This window comes from Enterobacter sp. ZOR0014 (genome assembly GCF_000798855.1).
GTDB lineage: Bacteria > Pseudomonadota > Gammaproteobacteria > Enterobacterales > Enterobacteriaceae > Enterobacter > Enterobacter kobei.
In genome coordinates, this window is the sequence record NZ_JTLF01000168.1 from 26,227 (window position 1) to 41,810 (window position 15,584).

16 protein-coding genes are annotated in these 15,584 nt (G+C 54.8%); 5 read left to right on the top strand and 11 right to left on the bottom strand.

From position 1 onward, the window contains the following. Positions 1-65: 65 nt before the first annotated feature. From glpX to L977_RS08645, 3 genes are all read right to left on the bottom strand, one after another. On the bottom strand, positions 66-1,076 hold the full coding sequence (gene glpX, locus L977_RS08635) for a class II fructose-bisphosphatase (RefSeq protein ID WP_023331601.1): 1,011 nt from the start codon (positions 1,074-1,076) through the stop codon (positions 66-68). Between the two features lie 129 nt (positions 1,077-1,205). Next, a complete protein-coding gene (gene glpK / locus L977_RS08640; protein WP_023309688.1) occupies positions 1,206-2,714 on the bottom strand; it encodes a glycerol kinase GlpK in 1,509 nt (502 codons plus the stop codon). Positions 2,715-2,735: 21 nt separating this feature from the next. After that, positions 2,736-3,581, bottom strand: a complete 846-nt coding sequence (locus L977_RS08645; RefSeq protein WP_014885705.1) for an MIP/aquaporin family protein — start codon at positions 3,579-3,581, stop codon at positions 2,736-2,738. Positions 3,582-3,980: 399 nt separating this feature from the next. On the opposite strand from L977_RS08645, the gene zapB reads away from it, so the two are divergent. From zapB to L977_RS08660, 3 genes are all read left to right on the top strand, one after another. Next, entirely contained in the window at positions 3,981-4,220 is a 240-nt protein-coding gene (gene zapB, locus L977_RS08650) for a septal ring assembly protein ZapB (protein ID WP_008501806.1), read from the top strand. Between the two features lie 93 nt (positions 4,221-4,313). Beyond that, positions 4,314-4,982 (top strand): hypothetical protein, encoded by a 669-nt coding sequence (locus tag L977_RS08655; protein ID WP_047625598.1) that lies wholly within the window; start codon positions 4,314-4,316, stop codon positions 4,980-4,982. Then, positions 4,979-5,368, top strand: a complete 390-nt coding sequence (locus L977_RS08660; protein WP_047625599.1) for a hypothetical protein — start codon at positions 4,979-4,981, stop codon at positions 5,366-5,368. The genes L977_RS08655 and L977_RS08660 overlap by 4 nt, the downstream gene beginning before the upstream one ends. Before the next feature lie 41 nt (positions 5,369-5,409). Here the strand turns inward: L977_RS08660 and rraA are convergent, their stop codons facing one another. The 7 genes from rraA to priA all read right to left on the bottom strand — a co-directional run bounded on the left by rraA (position 5,410) and on the right by priA (position 13,369). Beyond that, on the bottom strand, positions 5,410-5,895 hold the full coding sequence (rraA, locus tag L977_RS08665) for a ribonuclease E activity regulator RraA (RefSeq protein ID WP_014885702.1): 486 nt from the start codon (positions 5,893-5,895) through the stop codon (positions 5,410-5,412). 92 nt (positions 5,896-5,987) lie between these two features. After that, positions 5,988-6,908 (bottom strand): 1,4-dihydroxy-2-naphthoate polyprenyltransferase, encoded by a 921-nt coding sequence (gene menA, locus L977_RS08670; RefSeq protein ID WP_014885701.1) that lies wholly within the window; start codon positions 6,906-6,908, stop codon positions 5,988-5,990. A 68-nt stretch (positions 6,909-6,976) separates the two neighbouring features. Beyond that, a complete protein-coding gene (hslU, locus tag L977_RS08675; RefSeq protein ID WP_010436948.1) occupies positions 6,977-8,311 on the bottom strand; it encodes an HslU--HslV peptidase ATPase subunit in 1,335 nt (444 codons plus the stop codon). A 9-nt stretch (positions 8,312-8,320) separates the two neighbouring features. Further along, positions 8,321-8,851: an ATP-dependent protease subunit HslV gene (gene hslV, locus L977_RS08680; RefSeq protein WP_008501802.1), complete on the bottom strand. Its 531-nt coding sequence runs from the start codon at positions 8,849-8,851 to the stop codon at positions 8,321-8,323. 94 nt (positions 8,852-8,945) lie between these two features. Then, positions 8,946-9,935 (bottom strand): cell division protein FtsN, encoded by a 990-nt coding sequence (ftsN, locus tag L977_RS08685; RefSeq protein ID WP_014885700.1) that lies wholly within the window; start codon positions 9,933-9,935, stop codon positions 8,946-8,948. A gap of 93 nt (positions 9,936-10,028) precedes the next feature. Then, positions 10,029-11,054 carry a DNA-binding transcriptional regulator CytR gene (cytR, locus tag L977_RS08690; protein WP_014885699.1) on the bottom strand — a complete coding sequence of 342 codons (1,026 nt, stop codon included), beginning with the start codon at positions 11,052-11,054 and terminating at the stop codon, positions 10,029-10,031. A 119-nt stretch (positions 11,055-11,173) separates the two neighbouring features. After that, positions 11,174-13,369 (bottom strand): primosomal protein N', encoded by a 2,196-nt coding sequence (priA, locus tag L977_RS08695; RefSeq protein ID WP_047625600.1) that lies wholly within the window; start codon positions 13,367-13,369, stop codon positions 11,174-11,176. A 200-nt stretch (positions 13,370-13,569) separates the two neighbouring features. Between priA and rpmE the strand changes: the two genes are divergently transcribed. Beyond that, positions 13,570-13,782, top strand: a complete 213-nt coding sequence (gene rpmE, locus L977_RS08700) for a 50S ribosomal protein L31 (protein ID WP_003862040.1) — start codon at positions 13,570-13,572, stop codon at positions 13,780-13,782. A 48-nt stretch (positions 13,783-13,830) separates the two neighbouring features. On the opposite strand, the gene metJ is transcribed toward rpmE, so the two are convergent. Next, positions 13,831-14,148, bottom strand: a complete 318-nt coding sequence (metJ, locus tag L977_RS08705; protein ID WP_006179183.1) for a met regulon transcriptional regulator MetJ — start codon at positions 14,146-14,148, stop codon at positions 13,831-13,833. Between the two features lie 275 nt (positions 14,149-14,423). On the opposite strand from metJ, the gene metB reads away from it, so the two are divergent. Beyond that, positions 14,424-15,584 carry a cystathionine gamma-synthase gene (gene metB, locus L977_RS08710; RefSeq protein WP_014885697.1) on the top strand — a complete coding sequence of 387 codons (1,161 nt, stop codon included), beginning with the start codon at positions 14,424-14,426 and terminating at the stop codon, positions 15,582-15,584.

Here is a 15,584-nt window from a genome sequence, read left to right on the forward strand (position 1 = left end):
CTTCCGTACTTGTGGGAAACATTTCCAGCCCCTTCGGGCCGGAAAGCTCTATCGATCAAACGGTTTTACAGAATGTGCGTCTGTACGTCCGGGTCTTTACGATCGAGATAGTGGATGGACTGAATGCGGCGAATGGTGCGCGATTTACCGCGGATCAGCAGCGTTTCGGTGGTCGCCATATTGCCCTTGCGGGTGATGCCGTCCAGCAGGTCACCTTTGGTGATGCCGGTGGCGGAGAAGACAACGTTGTCGCTGCGTGCCATTTCATTCAGCGCGAGAACCTTATTGGCTTCGATACCCATTGCTTCGCAGCGTGCCAGCTCGTTTTCACCGATACGGCGGTTCTCGTCGCTGTCGCCTTTCACCTCATGGCGGGGCAGCAGGCGCGCCTGCATATCGCCGTCCAGCGCGCGGATCACCGCCGCCGAGACCACGCCTTCCGGCGCACCGCCGATGCCGTACAGCACGTCTACTTCGCTGTCCGGCATGCAGGTCAGAATTGAGGCGGCAACATCGCCATCCGGAATGGCAAACACGCGCACGCCGAGCTTTTGCATCTGCGCGATGGTGGCGTCGTGGCGCGGTTTTGCCAGAATCGTCACGGTCAGTTCACTCAGGGGTTTGCCCAAAGCTCTGGCGATGTTGCGCAGGTTCTCTTCCAGCGGCAGGCTGAGGTCGATTGCGCCCTTCGCACCAGGACCGACTATCAGCTTTTCCATGTACATATCCGGCGCGTTAAGGAAGCAGCCTTTATCGCCCACGGCCAGAACCGCAAGCGCGTTGGCCTGGCCCATCGCCGTCATGCGGGTGCCTTCAATCGGGTCTACGGCGATATCCACCGCATCCCCTTTGCCGGTACCGACTTTTTCACCGATATAGAGCATTGGCGCTTCGTCGATCTCGCCTTCGCCGATGACGATAGTGCCGTCGATGTTGACCTGGTTAAGTACAATGCGCATGGCATGGACAGCAGCACCGTCCGCGGTATTTTTGTCGCCACGCCCCAGCCATTTATAGCCTGCGAGGGCGGCTGCTTCGGTGACGCGGGAAAACTCGATAGCAAGTTCACGTTTCATGAGGTACTCGTGCAATCAAAAGGAATTGCACGAAGTTTATCACAGAGTGGGGAGGGGAGAGGGGACCGGTGCTGTCTGGGCCCCTCTCCCTCTCCCTCTCCCTCTCCCCATGGGAGAGGGAATAGATAATTACTCTTCGTGCTCTTCCCACGCCAGAGCGCGCTTCACTGCTTTCTTCCAGCCGCTGTAGCGGAAGTTACGCTCGGTGGTTTCGATGCCCGGGCGGAACTCGCGTTCGATAACCGCTTTTTCCTGCAGCTCGTCCAGGTTCTGCCAGAAGCCTACCGCCAGACCGGCAAGATACGCCGCACCCAGCGCCGTGACTTCACGCACTTCAGGGCGCTCAACGCGGGTACCCAGAATGTCGGACTGGAACTGCATGAGGAAGTTATTCGCTACCGCACCGCCGTCCACGCGCAGGGCGTGCAGACGAATGCCGGAGTCTGCCTGCATCGCTTCCAGCACGTCGCGCGTCTGGTAGGCAATGGATTCCAGGGTGGCGCGAATAATGTGGTTCGAGTTCACACCACGCGTCAGACCGAAAATCGCACCGCGTGCATAGGGATCCCAGTACGGTGCGCCCAGGCCGGTGAACGCTGGCACCACGTACACACCGTTGGTGTCCTTCACTTTGGTCGCAAAGTATTCGGAGTCGAAGGCATCGCTAATCAGCTTCATCTCGTCACGCAGCCACTGAATAGATGCACCCGCCATAAACACCGCACCTTCCAGGGCGTAGTTCACTTCACCGCGAGGGCCGCAGGCGATGGTGGTCAGCAGGCCGTTTTCTGATTTCACCGCTTTCTCACCGGTATTCATCAGCATAAAGCAGCCGGTGCCGTAGGTGTTCTTCGCCATCCCTTCTTTGACGCACAGCTGGCCGAACAGTGCCGCCTGCTGGTCACCGGCGATACCGGCGATAGGAATACGGGTGCCGCCTTTACCGCCGATGTTGGTCTGACCGTAGACTTCTGAAGACTTGCGCACTTCAGGCAGCATCGCGCGTGGGATATCCAGCGCGTCCAGCATCTTGTCATCCCACTCCAGGGTGTTGATGTTGAACAGCATGGTACGCGAGGCGTTGGTGTAGTCGGTGACGTGAACGCGTCCCTGGGTCATCTTCCAGATAAGCCAGGTATCAACGGTTCCGAACAGCAGCTCGCCGCGTTTTGCACGCTCGCGTGAACCTTCCACGTGGTCGAGGATCCACTTCACTTTGGTGCCGGAGAAATACGGGTCAACCACCAGACCGGTGGCGCTGCGCACGTACTCTTCCATCCCGTCACGCTTCAGCTGTTCACAGATTTCTGAAGTACGGCGGCACTGCCAAACGATAGCGTTGTAGATAGGCTTACCGGTTTCGCGTTCCCAGACAATCGTCGTTTCACGCTGGTTGGTAATACCGATAGCGGCAATCTCGTCGGAACTGATATCGGCTTTCGCCAGTACTTCAACCAGCGTTGAGCTTTGTGAAGCCCAGATCTCCATTGGGTCATGTTCTACCCAGCCTGGACGAGGGTAAATTTGCTCAAATTCACGTTGAGACACGCTGACAATGTTCGCGTCATGATCCATTACGACAGCGCGGGAGCTGGTAGTGCCCTGGTCGAGCGCAACGATATATTTTTTTTCGGTCATGGTATGTGTCCCGTAGTCAGATTACAGCGAAGCTTTTTGTTGTGCGGTAGAAGTCGTTTCCTTCTCCTCTTCCACACAGGTGTCGCACGGTAAGTGGCGACCAATTAATTTGCGGTAGCTAAACGCGCCCAGCGCAGCCCCAACCACCGGCGCAAACAGCGGTACCAGGAAGTAAGGGATATCTTTCCCGCCAGTAAAGGCCACGTCGCCCCATCCCGCGATAAACGCGAAGGCTTTCGGTCCGATATCACGCGCCGGGTTCATCGCAAACCCGGTCAGCGGGCCCATGGATGCGCCGATCACCGCAATCAGCAGACCAATCAGCAAAGGTGCCAGCGGGCCACGCGGAATGCCGTTTCCGTCGTCGGTCAGCGCCAGGATAACGCCCATCAGAATAGCGGTAATCACCATTTCAACTGCGAACGCCTGCACAAAATTGATATGCGGGTTTGGATAGGTTGAGAAGATGCCTGCCAGATCCAGACTTTCGACGCTGCCGCGCACCATATGATGCGTCTGTTCGAAGTCGATGAAAAGATTGTAATAAAGCCCGTAAACTAACGCCGCTGCACAAAACGCGCCGGCAAACTGAGAAAGAATGAAGGGAACAACTTTGCGTCCGTCGAAGCACGCGAACAGCCACAGTGCGATAGTCACCGCCGGGTTAAGATGTGCACCAGAAACCCCTGCAGTCAGGTAGATGGCCATCGCCACGCCCAGACCCCAGATGATACTGATTTCCCACTGACCAAAACTGGCACCCGCCACTTTCAGTGCAGCGACACAGCCCACTCCGAAGAATATCAACAACCCGGTACCAAGGAACTCGGCAATGCACTGGCCTTTTAAGGTTGATGTCTGACTCATAATCGGAATCCTGAAGAAATTGATGTTTATTGTTAGCGTGGTCGCCCGTGACAGCCACGATGCCCTGTAGACATAGTGTTAATTTATCGTTAACGAGCAAAAACGAGAAATATCGAAATCAAAATGTGTGGTCTGCGTCAATAAAATGAGCGTTTTCGCGCCATAAAGCGCGTTTTTGCATCAGAAATGGAATGTGAGCTGAATCATTTCATTAACGAATGAGTTAACAACTTAGTGGTATATGCCGCGAACGCACCAGGACGAGACCGAAAAGTGTTGCAAACCGCGATCTGCGCGGCGTGTCGCTGGACACAGAGCGCCGCGCTCCATACAATCGATGGAATATGTCGTGCGCGTTTACGTTAAAGCGTCGCCTTGCAATTCAGGAGAGGTAGCATCATGTCTTTAGAAGTGTTTGAGAAACTGGAATCGAAAGTACAGCAGGCGATTGACACCATCACGCTGCTGCAAATGGAAATTGAAGAGCTGAAAGAGAAAAACAACAGCCTGGCGCAGGAAGTGCAGAACGCGCAGCACAGCCGCGAAGAACTGGAGCGTGAAAACAACCAGCTGCGCGAACAGCAGAACGGCTGGCAGGATCGCCTGCAGGCGCTGCTGGGACGTATGGAAGAAGTGTAATTCCGAATTCGTACAAAAGGCACGCTAAATGCGTGCCTTTTTTATTCCATCGAAATAGACTCGCTTGATACGACAACTCACACGGAACGCGAGATGACGAAACGAAGCGATATTATTGATAATTCAGATCGATACATAAGCCGTGATACGCCTAAAGGTCTCGTCTATACAGAAAATTTAGGATGGATCGATCTTGGCCATGCTAACCCAGCAGGAGCCGAAAGGTTGTGGCAGCAAATGGTTATCCCGCATGGCGGAGATGACACATGGTTCGAAGTCAATTATCACCAGAGTATGTCCACTCATTTTGTTGGAATAAGCATTACTACCGGTATATACAGACGATTTTTAGTCCGCCGAGGACTTAGTGAGCGTGTTTTACAGGGTGTGGCACTATCAATATTTATGGCGACATCTCATCAGTTTGAATCAATTCAGGACTTCTGGCCTTATATTGTTTTAACCGATAGTGGATATAGCGCTGAAGATCTTGTTTCAAATTTATTCGGTTTTTGCCAGGCGGTGAATTATGCGGATTATACTTCTTTTCTGAATATATGTCCGAAAGAGAAAGCGTACCGCATTTGGGACCATTATGGACCCGTGGGTGAATACAAAAATAAAAGCGTGCTTCCTCTTCTGTTTCCTGACCCTTATGAAAAAAAAGATAATCTTAGACCTTACCAGGGAAATTTACCTGCATTTATGAGTTCGATCACACCTCAGGCTAATCCAGCGTACGTTCGTGAGTTAACCTTATGAAAATATCGAAGCTGTTTCTTATTAGTTTTTTTTTAATTGTGATAGGGGCAGGGTACATATTTTTGGCTGCACGAGTTTTTGTACCAGAATGTTATACACAAAACGATTTTTTCCGTTATCATCTAATGACCCCCGATCTTGTTAAAAGGGTTCCTAGAGTATCGAACCGATGGTATTTCCTGAGTCAGACAGATGAGGGAAGTGGTTTAAGAACCAATGAGATAATTTTTACAAATATAAAAGAAAGCGATGCCGATGCACTCGTTGAGCAGCTTGAGGTGTGGGCGAACACTTATCCGCAACGCCACGAAATGATCAGTGTTTCAGTAGAGAAATCAAACGGGGATTTGGAGATACGAGTTATTCACTATGATATGGATGAATAAAAATGAAGAAGGCCATCTGAACATCAAATGGCCTTCCTGGTTTACTCAATATCCAGCGGATCTTCCGAAAGAATAATCCCGGTGTTATCAGCGTAAAGATGGTCGCCGGAGAAGAAGGTCACGCCGCCAAAATTGACGCGGACGTCGCTTTCACCGATGCCGTCACCCGCTGCGCCTACCGGAATGGCCGCAATCGCCTGAATCCCGATATCCAGGTCTTCGAGATCGTCCACCTGGCGCACGGAACCGTACACCACAATGCCTTCCCACTCGTTCTGCACGGCAATGCCGGCCAGCTCTGCATCTATCAGAGCGCGACGCACGGAACCGCCGCCATCGACGACCAAAACGCGGCCACGACCGTTCTGTTCGAGCAGATCGTACAGCAACCCGTTGTCCTCGAAACATTTCACCGTGACGATTTGTCCGCCAAACGACGACCGTCCACCAAAGTTGGAGAACAGCGGTTCAACGACGTTGACATCTTCCTGGTAGATGTCACAAAGCTCGGAGGTATCGTATTTCATAGGTTTACCGCTCAGTTGCTGCGAATGTGTTCAGTATATCGTGCTAAATGCGTTGTTGGCAAAATCATCAATTGTTAATTGATATTTGTCAGCTAACTGAGCGTCTGGCTTAAGACAATCCCAATGACGAACAACAGGTTAGTCAGCAGGGCGCCTTTTACCGTTCGTTCCAGCATCGGCGGCATCGCGGCCGGGCTAAGTTCACGCATGACGAAGCGGGCCTGCTTAATCAGCAGCGGCGCGGCGAGTATAAACAGCCAGCCCCATACGCTGTGCAGCGAGATCAGATTAAACAGTGCCAGACAAACCAGGGCACCAATCAGCAGGCAGGCATGATAGCGGCGCGCATTGACCGGCCCCAGACGTACCGCGAGCGTGTTTTTACCGTTCTCACGGTCGCTGTCGATATCGCGCAGGTTATTGATGTTGAGTACCGCGGTCGCCAGCAGACCGCAGGCGGTTGCGGGCAGGAAAAGGGCAGGGATAACGGTATGCACCTGCAGGTACCAGCTCCCCATCACGCTCAGCCAGCCGAAGAACACCAGCACGGAGATATCCCCGAGGCCAATATACCCGTAAGGACGCGTACCGACGGTGTAGGTAATGGCCGCGATAATTGCGAGCAAGCCCAGCACCAGGAAGCCGATGAAGTCGCTGGTGGTTTTCGAGGCGACCGTCACCAGTGCCAGACCCGATAAACAAATCAGTACCACGGTGATAATCAGCGCGCGCTTCATCTGTGCCTGGGTAATCACCCCTTTCTGCATCCCGCGCAGCGGTCCGATACGGTCAGGTTTGTCACTGCCTTTCACCGCATCACCGTAGTCGTTAGCGAGATTGGAGAGAATTTGCAGCAGCCCTGCGGTAATCAATGCCAGCGCAGCGACCAGAGGATCAAAATAACCTTGCCACCAGGCAAGTGCCGTGCCGACGATAATGGCGGCAAAGGCCAGAGGAAGCGTTTTAGGGCGTAGACTTTCGAGCCACGCCTGAGTACGGCTGATATCAGTCATAAGTATTTAGCCAATAAAAATGGGGGCATTAGCCCCCATTAACGGTGATGAGAATGCAATAACCGCGATTATAGGATAAAACGGCTAAGATCTTCATCTGCCACTAACGCATCAAGATGTTTGCTCACATATTCAGCGTCAATGGTAATGGTTTGACCGTTAAGGTCGCTCGCATCATAAGAGATATCCTCCACCAGGCGTTCCAGCACGGTGTGCAGACGACGCGCACCGATGTTTTCGGTGGTTTCGTTAACCTGCCACGCGGCCTGGGCGATACGTTTGATACCGTCTTCGGTGAACTCCAGGTTCACGCCTTCGGTCGCCATCAGCGCTTTGTACTGTACGGTCGCAGAGGCGTTTGGCTCGGTCAGGATGCGTTCGAAATCTTCGGTGGTCAGCGCCTGCAGTTCAACGCGGATCGGCAGACGACCCTGCAGTTCCGGGATCAGGTCAGACGGGCTGGCAACTTGGAACGCGCCGGAAGCGATAAACAGGATGTGGTCCGTTTTCACCATACCGTGCTTGGTGGAGACGGTGCAGCCTTCAACCAGCGGCAGCAGGTCGCGCTGAACGCCTTCACGGGACACGTCCGGGCCGGAGCTGTTGCCGCCGCGCTTACAAATCTTGTCGATTTCGTCGATGAACACGATGCCGTGCTGCTCAACCGCGTCGATAGCATCCTGCTTCAGCTCTTCCGGGTTCACCAGCTTCGCCGCTTCTTCTTCAATCAGCAGCTTCATCGCGTCTTTGATTTTCAGCTTACGTGCTTTCTGCTTCTGGCCGCCCAGGTTCTGGAACATGGACTGCAGCTGGCTGGTCATCTCTTCCATGCCAGGAGGTGCCATGATTTCTACACCCATTGGCGCGGCAGCAAGATCGATCTCAATCTCTTTATCATCCAGCTGGCCTTCACGCAGTTTTTTGCGGAATGCCTGACGCGCGGCAGACGGTTCAGCCTGCTGCTCAGCCTGGCCCCAGTTGTTTTTCGCCGGTGGGATCAGCACGTCGAGAATGCGCTCTTCGGCCATCTCTTCCGCGCGATAGCGGTTTTTCTCAATCGCCTGGACGCGCACCATTTTGATCGCCGAATCGGTCAGATCGCGGATGATGGAGTCCACCTCTTTACCCACATAGCCCACTTCGGTGAACTTGGTAGCTTCGACTTTGATAAAAGGCGCGTTCGCCAGCTTCGCCAGACGACGGGCAATTTCGGTTTTACCGACACCGGTTGGGCCGATCATCAGAATGTTTTTCGGCGTCACTTCATGGCGCAGCTCTTCGTCAAGCTGCATACGACGCCAGCGGTTACGCAGAGCGATAGCCACGGAGCGCTTGGCGTTATCCTGGCCGATAATGTGTTTGTTCAGTTCGCTGACAATTTCGCGTGGGGTCATTTCAGACATGGGAGATCCTTACGCTTTGGAGGTCAATTCTTCGATGGTGTGGTTATGGTTGGTATAGATGCAGATATCACCTGCAATATCCAACGCCTTCACCGCGATATCACGTGCGTTCATGTCGGTATTTTCCAACAGTGCGCGGGCTGCAGCCTGGGCATAAGGGCCGCCAGAGCCAATGGCAATCAGGTCATTCTCCGGCTGAATGACGTCACCGTTACCGGTGATGATCAGCGAAGCGGTTTCATCGGCTACCGCCAGCAGCGCTTCGAGCTTGCGCAGCATACGGTCGGTACGCCAGTCTTTTGCCAGCTCAACGGCCGCTTTCACCAGATGACCCTGGTGCATTTCAAGCTTGCGTTCAAACAGTTCAAACAGCGTGAAGGCATCAGCTGTACCGCCTGCAAAACCGGCGATCACTTTGTCGTTATAGAGACGACGGACTTTCTTCACGTTGCCTTTCATGACGGTATTACCCAGCGTGGCCTGGCCATCACCGGCGATTACCACATGGCCGTTACGGCGTACACTTACTATTGTTGTCACGAGCAGACCCCCTGGTTACAAATTCGGGAAACAGAAGCCCTGAGCCTGTGCTCAGGGCTGAATTAAATGATAGATGGGGGAGATTTTGGGGGTTTCAACCCCCGGAGGCGAGTCGAATGCAGTTTGTGTGGCCGGCCACTTTCAAACGAGAAAGGGTGCCATCGGCGTTTTCTTTGCCTTTGACCGGGCCAATCACCACGCGGTTCCAGCCGTTATTGGTGGTAATGCGTGAATCAAACCCTTCAAATGCCAGCTGAGCACGCACGGTTTCGGCCTGCTCCGCACCTTTAAACGAACCGCACTGTACCATCCAGCGACGTTCGTCTTTTTTCTCCGCCGTCTGCTTCGGCGCTTCGGTCTCTTTGGTCACCGGCGCAGCCTGCTGCGTTTTAGGCTGCTGTGCGGTGGTATGCGCTGGCGTCTGGAGCAGATCCTGATACGGTTGAGCCGCCTGTTTTTGCGGCTGTGCTTTTGGCTGCTGCTGAACAGGCTGAGATTGTACCGTACGCGTCTGCTGCTGCGGTTGCTGGTAAGGCTGTGCCTTCGGCTGCTGTACCGGCTGAGTTTGCGTCCACTGCTGCTGTTGCTGCTGCTGAATTTGAGCCTGGCGCTGACGCTGCAACTGCAACGTTTGCTGACGCTGCGCTGGCGTTTGTTCATTCCATGGCACTTCGTTCAGCTGCGTCGGCTGCTGGCGCATATCGGCCTGCATTTGTGCCAGCAACTGGCGCTGCTCGTCCGTCAGCTGATCGGCATTCTTCACCTCGCCACCGGCAGAGGGCTCGGTAGGCGCACGCACGCCAGGCTGGCGGCTTTCCAGCTCTTTGATATAGCGCCAGCGCTCTTCAGGTTTCGGAGGAAGGCCATTACCGGCCACTTTACTGGCCTGAAGCGCCTCGGACTCTTCCTTTTTATGGTGCGTGATGAAGTACAGACCACCAATAAAGGCGACGACAACAGCCGCAGCAATAGCGACCATTGCTGGCGAGACAGCAGGCAGGCTACGTTGCTTTTTCCTTGAGCTACTCTTTTTGCGTCGCGAAGGTGCCGGCTGGCCGCGACGTACATAATCTCGTTGTGCCACTATCGTTTCGCTGTATTTATTCGTTCGTCAGCCCGCCATGTTACTTAAGCGGCGGGGCTTTGACCAGATAAGGGTGTCCTAAAGACGTTTACGTTAAGTCAATGCCTGGGTAGAGCCCCGGACTATCAGTTCGCAGTCCAGCAACCGCGAGCCGCTGCTAACTGTTTGACCGTGAAGCTGATCCAGCAGAAGCAGCATCGCTTCGCGACCGATTTGATAGCGCGGTTGCGCGACCGTTGAGAGCGGCGGATCGCAAAATTCTGAAAGCGAAATATTATCGAATCCGATGATGGATAAATCTTTCGGTATGCGCAGGCCGCGGCGTTTGGCGTATGATAACGCGCCCAGCGCCATCACGTCGCTGTGACAAAATACGGCGGTGGGCGGTTCAGGCAGGTCCAGAAGCTTCTCCAGCGCCTGGCCACCGGCTGCGAAGGTAAAATCACCGCGGGCAATGTAGTGCGGATCGACGGTAACGCCAGTACGGCGCAGTGCCTGAACGTAGCCCTGCAGGCGGTAGTGGCACAGCGGCATTTCTTCTGGCCCGGCAATACAGCCAATGCGCTTATGCCCCAGCTCCTGAAGATAGTTCACCGCGTTGAATGCGGCGGTGAGGTTATCGATATGGACCGTCGGTAGCTCCAGTTCAGGGGCAAACTCATTGGCCATGACCATCGGCGGTAAATTGCGTTGTTCTTCGATGCTGGCGTCAAACGGCAGGCGCGAGCCAAGCAGCAGCATGCCGTCGATCTGCTTGGTAATAATGAGGTCGATAAAGGTTTTTTCCTGCTGGTTCTGATGGGCGCAGTCGCCAATCAGAACGAGGTAGCCTTGTTCCGCCGCAGTCACTTCGATACCGCGGATAATCTCACTGAAGAAGGGATCGCAGATGTCCGGCACAATCACAAGGATTGTGCGTGATTCATTGCGTTTGACGTTGCGCCCCATCGCCTGTGGGAAATAACCCACTTCAAGCGCAGCCTGCTCTACCCGGTTGCGGGTCGCCTGGGAGACTTTATCCGGGTTCATTAATGCGCGGGACACGGTTGCCGTTGAGACTTGTGCTTTCTCGGCAACGTCTTTCATGGTCGCCGTGGCAACCTCTTTCCTGGACTTCAACGTCTTCTCCTCGCCTGAACACCGAACTTCTGACATCACCATTTTTACAGATAGTTAATGGAATCGGTTACAGAATTTTCATAAAAAGTGTGAGGAGCGTTAAATTTTTCGATCCGTCTTCAGCCTTCGATGGGATCGACGTCCAGCACCCACTTCACTTTACGTGCTTCAGGCAGGGTGTTGATCAGCGCCAGCGTGCCGCTAACAATGTGCTGTAAACGGATCCGCGAAGGATGCTGGAGCAAAATTTGCCAGCGGAAACGTCCGCCGCGTTTCGGCGCCAGCGCCGGTACTGGCCCCAGGATCCACAGCTGATTATCCACCAGGGGGCTGGCCTGCAGGAGATTTCTCAGCTGCTGCAGGAAAATCGGTGCCTGCTGGTTGTTATGATCTTCCGCGCGGATGATGACGTGGCTGGTCCACGGTGGTAGCTGCATGGTCTGTCGTTCGGCCAGCGCCTGCTCGGCAAAAGCGTCATAGCCTTTGTGCAGCAGGGTTTGCAGCAGCGGGTGCTCAGGGTGGTGCGTCTGCAGAACCACTTCGCCCTGTTTGCCTGCGCGCCCTGCCCGTCCGGCCACCTGGGTATAAAGCTGGGCAAAACGCTCGGCCGCGCGGAAATCCGCAGAGAACAGCGCGCCGTCCACGTCCAGCAGGGCGACCAGCGTGACGTCCGGGAAGTGGTGCCCTTTTGCCAGCATTTGGGTACCAATCAGAATGCGCGCCCCGCCGCGATGTACTTCCGCGAGCTGCTGTTCCAGCGCGCCCTTGCGGCTGGTGGTGTCTCTGTCGATACGAGAGATTGGAACGTCAGGGAAGAAGGGCGCCAGCGCCTGCTCAAGCTGTTCCGTTCCTAGTCCGACCGGCACGATATGCGTTGACCCGCACGATGGACACTGGCGCGGCACCGGACGCTGGCTGTCGCAGTGGTGACAACGCAGGTGGCGCTGTGCCTGATGGAAGGTGTAGTAGTGGTCACAGCGTGGGCATTCCGCAATCCAGCCGCAGTCGTGGCACAGCAGGGCGGGTGCAAATCCGCGGCGGTTGAGGAACAGAATTACCTGGTTGCCCGCCTGCAAATGCTGACGCATGCGGATAATCAATGCGGGTGCTAGCCCGGCCTGAACCTGCTGACCTTTTAGATCGAGCACGTGCTGAATGGCCGGACGGGCATTCCCGGCACGACGCGTCAGACGCAGCATATGATATTTGCGCTGGCGCACGTTGTGCAGGGTTTCGAGCGCAGGGGTGGCGGAGCCGAGAATGATCGGAATTTGCTCGCTGTGGGCGCGATAAACTGCCAGATCGCGGGCATGGTAGCGCCAGCCTTCCTGTTGCTTATAGGAGCTGTCGTGCTCTTCGTCGATCACGATCACGCCAAGATTTTTAAACGGCGTAAACAGCGACGAGCGGGTGCCGATCACAATCGCCGCTTCGCCATTTTTCGCTTTCAGCCAGGCGCTGAGGCGTTCGCTGTCGTTCAGACCGGAGTGCAGGACCTCAACCGGCGCGTTAAAGCGCTCGCGGAATCGAGCGATGGTTTGAGGGGTTAAGCCAATTTCCGGCACCATGACCAGCGCCTGTTTGCCCTGCGCGAGCACGTTTTCCAGCACGCTCAGATACACTTCGGTCTTACCGGAACCGGTGACGCCCGCCAGCAGCCAGGCAGAAAAATGGTCCGAGGCGCTGTGAATGGCGCCGACCGCGGTGGCCTGCTCGGTATTCAGGCGCAGACGATCCCCTGAAACGGAGAAGCCGTCGCGCCAGTCGTGAAGGGCTGGGGCCTGGCTTGCCAGCTCGCTCAGACCTTTCTTTCTCAGGGCCTGTAAAGCGGCTTCGCTCACCTCAAGTTCGTCGACCTGATGCCGCCAGATGTTACCCTGGCGCAGAGCGGCCAGCGCCTGCTGCTGTTTCTGCGATCGTTTGAGGCTATTAATGTCTACGGCTTGCCCTTGCTCGGTGGCAAACCAGTACCACATCGGCGCATGGCTGGCGCTCTTACCCTGGCGCAGCAGGATAGGCAGGGCGTGGAACAGGACATCCCCAATCGGATGATGGTAGTAATCAGCCGCCCACAGTAGCAGTCGCCAGGTGCTGGTGGAGTAAACCGGTTCGCTGTCCAGTACCTCAATGACCGATTTCAGCTCATTAAGGGGGAGTTCGCTTTTATCGCTGACGGAAACAACGATCCCCACACGCTGTTGTTTGCCAAACGGCACGGTCACGCGACAGCCCGCTTTGGCGCTCATGCTGTCGGGCAGCAGGTAGTCAAAGGTGCGGGGAAGCGGAACGGGCAGGGCAACGTGAGCGACGGGCATCGAATCTTCCTGACTTGAAAAGTGGCGCGTTAGTATACACATTAGTGAAAGCGGCGTGCGGATCAGTTTGCATACGTTGGTCAAATTCTGTATGATTCGCCGCCTTTGGTGTACTTTACGCCAAAGAACTTACATTCAACATCGCGTGGTGTCTGGCGTTAGGGCTGGAAGAGCGACGCGGCCTTAACTGAGGTTCTCCCATGAAAAAAGATATTCACCCGAAATACGAAATGATTACTGCAAACTGTTCTTGCGGTAACTCTATCCAGATCCGCTCCACCGTGGGTCACGATCTGAACCTGGACGTGTGCGGCAAATGCCACCCGTTCTACACTGGTAAGCAGCGTGATGTTGCAACCGGTGGCCGTGTTGACCGCTTCAACAAGCGTTTCAGCATCCCGGGCGCTAAATAAGTTTCCCGAAAAAAAGGCACCGCAAGGTGCCTTTTTTGTATCCGCTTCTCAGTATTCCCACGTATCCGGGTCAATACCCAGTTCACGCATGATCACCTTCGCCTCTTCCGGGATTTCGTCGCTACGCTCTTTGCGCAGATCGTCATCGTTCGGCAACGGTTGACCGGTAAACGCATGCAGGAACGCTTCGCACAGCAGTTCGCTATTGGTCGCGTGACGCAGGTTGTTCACCTGACGACGCGTACGTTCATCGGTGAGGATCTTTAACACCTTCAGAGGAATGGAAACCGTAATTTTCTTTACTTGCTCACTCTTCTTACCGTGCTCAGCGTATGGGCTGATATATTCGCCGCTCCATTCAGCCATGAGATACCTTTAATCCTCTCAGTCATTAATCTAAAGGTGCAAACCGGTCACTGCCCGTTTGGAACCGTAATCTTGCGTAGTTTACCGTAGAGACGATACCGTGGCACGGATATTGCCGCTGCAGCGTGCACTAAAGCATATAATTTTAACGGCTATTTGCGCATTGCTCAATCTATACGCAAAGAAGTTTAGATGTCCAGATGTATTGACGTCCATAATTTGAATGTTTACTCTGGTGCCTGACTTTTCACCTCATTCGCCAGGAAGCCCTCACCATGACGCGTAAACAGGCCACTATTGCAGTGCGTAGCGGATTAAATGATGACGAGCAGTACGGCTGCGTTGTCCCGCCGATTCATCTTTCCAGTACCTACAATTTCACCGGATTTAATGAACCCCGCGCGCACGACTACTCGCGTCGTGGCAACCCTACGCGTGATGTGACCCAGCGTGCGCTGGCCGAGCTGGAAGGGGGCGCAGGGGCCGTATTGACCAACACCGGGATGTCTGCGATTCACCTGGTGACGACGGTATTTCTGAAGCCGGGCGACCTGCTGGTAGCCCCGCACGACTGCTATGGCGGCAGCTATCGCCTGTTTGATAGCCTGGCGAAACGCGGCTGCTATCGCGTGCTGTTTGTCGATCAAAACGACGAACAGGCGCTGAAACAGGCGCTGGCAGAGAAACCAAAGCTCGTTCTGGTGGAAAGTCCAAGCAACCCATTGTTGCGCGTTGTCGATATTGCGAAAATTTGTCAGCTCGCAAGGGATGCGGGAGCGATAAGTGTAGTGGATAATACGTTCCTCAGTCCGGCCCTTCAGAACCCACTCGCACTGGGTGCTGATCTGGTATTGCATTCATGCACTAAATATCTGAACGGCCACTCTGACGTGGTAGCGGGCGTGGTGATTGCAAAAGATCCCGACGTTGTCACGGAACTGGCATGGTGGGCCAATAACATTGGCGTCACCGCCGGGGCGTTCGATAGCTACCTGCTGTTGCGCGGCATCCGTACGCTTTCTCCGCGTATGGAAGTGGCGCAGCGCAATGCCCAGGCCATTGTCGATTTCCTGAAAACCCAGCCGCTGGTGAAGAAGCTTTATCACCCGTCGCTGCCGGAAAACCAGGGGCACGAGATTGCCGCGCGCCAGCAGAAAGGGTTTGGCGCGATGTTAAGTTTTGAACTGGACGGCGACGAGCAAACGCTGCGTCGCTTCCTGAGCGGGCTGTCATTGTTTACGCTGGCGGAATCATTAGGTGGGGTTGAAAGCTTGATCTCCCACGCCGCAACCATGACGCACGCCGGTATGGCACCGGAAGCACGTGCCGCCGCCGGGATTTCCGAGACGCTGCTGCGTATCTCGACCGGTATTGAAGATTCTGAAGATTTAATTGCCGATCTGGAAAATGGCTTCCGGGTCGCAGCCAAGGGGTAA

Excerpts from the sequence above, each read along its gene's own strand:
- metJ (WP_006179183.1), bottom strand. The coding sequence starts at position 14,148 with ATGGCTGAATGGAGCGGCGAATATATCAGCCCATACGCTGAGCACGGT.
- metB (WP_014885697.1), top strand. The coding sequence starts at position 14,424 with ATGACGCGTAAACAGGCCACTATTGCAGTGCGTAGCGGATTAAATGAT.
- L977_RS08645 (WP_014885705.1), bottom strand. The coding sequence starts at position 3,581 with ATGAGTCAGACATCAACCTTAAAAGGCCAGTGCATTGCCGAGTTCCTT.
- L977_RS08655 (WP_047625598.1), top strand. The coding sequence starts at position 4,314 with ATGACGAAACGAAGCGATATTATTGATAATTCAGATCGATACATAAGC.
- hslU (WP_010436948.1), bottom strand. The coding sequence starts at position 8,311 with ATGTCTGAAATGACCCCACGCGAAATTGTCAGCGAACTGAACAAACAC.
- priA (WP_047625600.1), bottom strand. The coding sequence starts at position 13,369 with ATGCCCGTCGCTCACGTTGCCCTGCCCGTTCCGCTTCCCCGCACCTTT.
- menA (WP_014885701.1), bottom strand. The coding sequence starts at position 6,908 with ATGACTGATATCAGCCGTACTCAGGCGTGGCTCGAAAGTCTACGCCCT.
- glpK (WP_023309688.1), bottom strand. The coding sequence starts at position 2,714 with ATGACCGAAAAAAAATATATCGTTGCGCTCGACCAGGGCACTACCAGC.
- L977_RS08660 (WP_047625599.1), top strand. The coding sequence starts at position 4,979 with ATGAAAATATCGAAGCTGTTTCTTATTAGTTTTTTTTTAATTGTGATA.
- glpX (WP_023331601.1), bottom strand. The coding sequence starts at position 1,076 with ATGAAACGTGAACTTGCTATCGAGTTTTCCCGCGTCACCGAAGCAGCC.
- zapB (WP_008501806.1), top strand. The coding sequence starts at position 3,981 with ATGTCTTTAGAAGTGTTTGAGAAACTGGAATCGAAAGTACAGCAGGCG.
- rpmE (WP_003862040.1), top strand. The coding sequence starts at position 13,570 with ATGAAAAAAGATATTCACCCGAAATACGAAATGATTACTGCAAACTGT.
- rraA (WP_014885702.1), bottom strand. The coding sequence starts at position 5,895 with ATGAAATACGATACCTCCGAGCTTTGTGACATCTACCAGGAAGATGTC.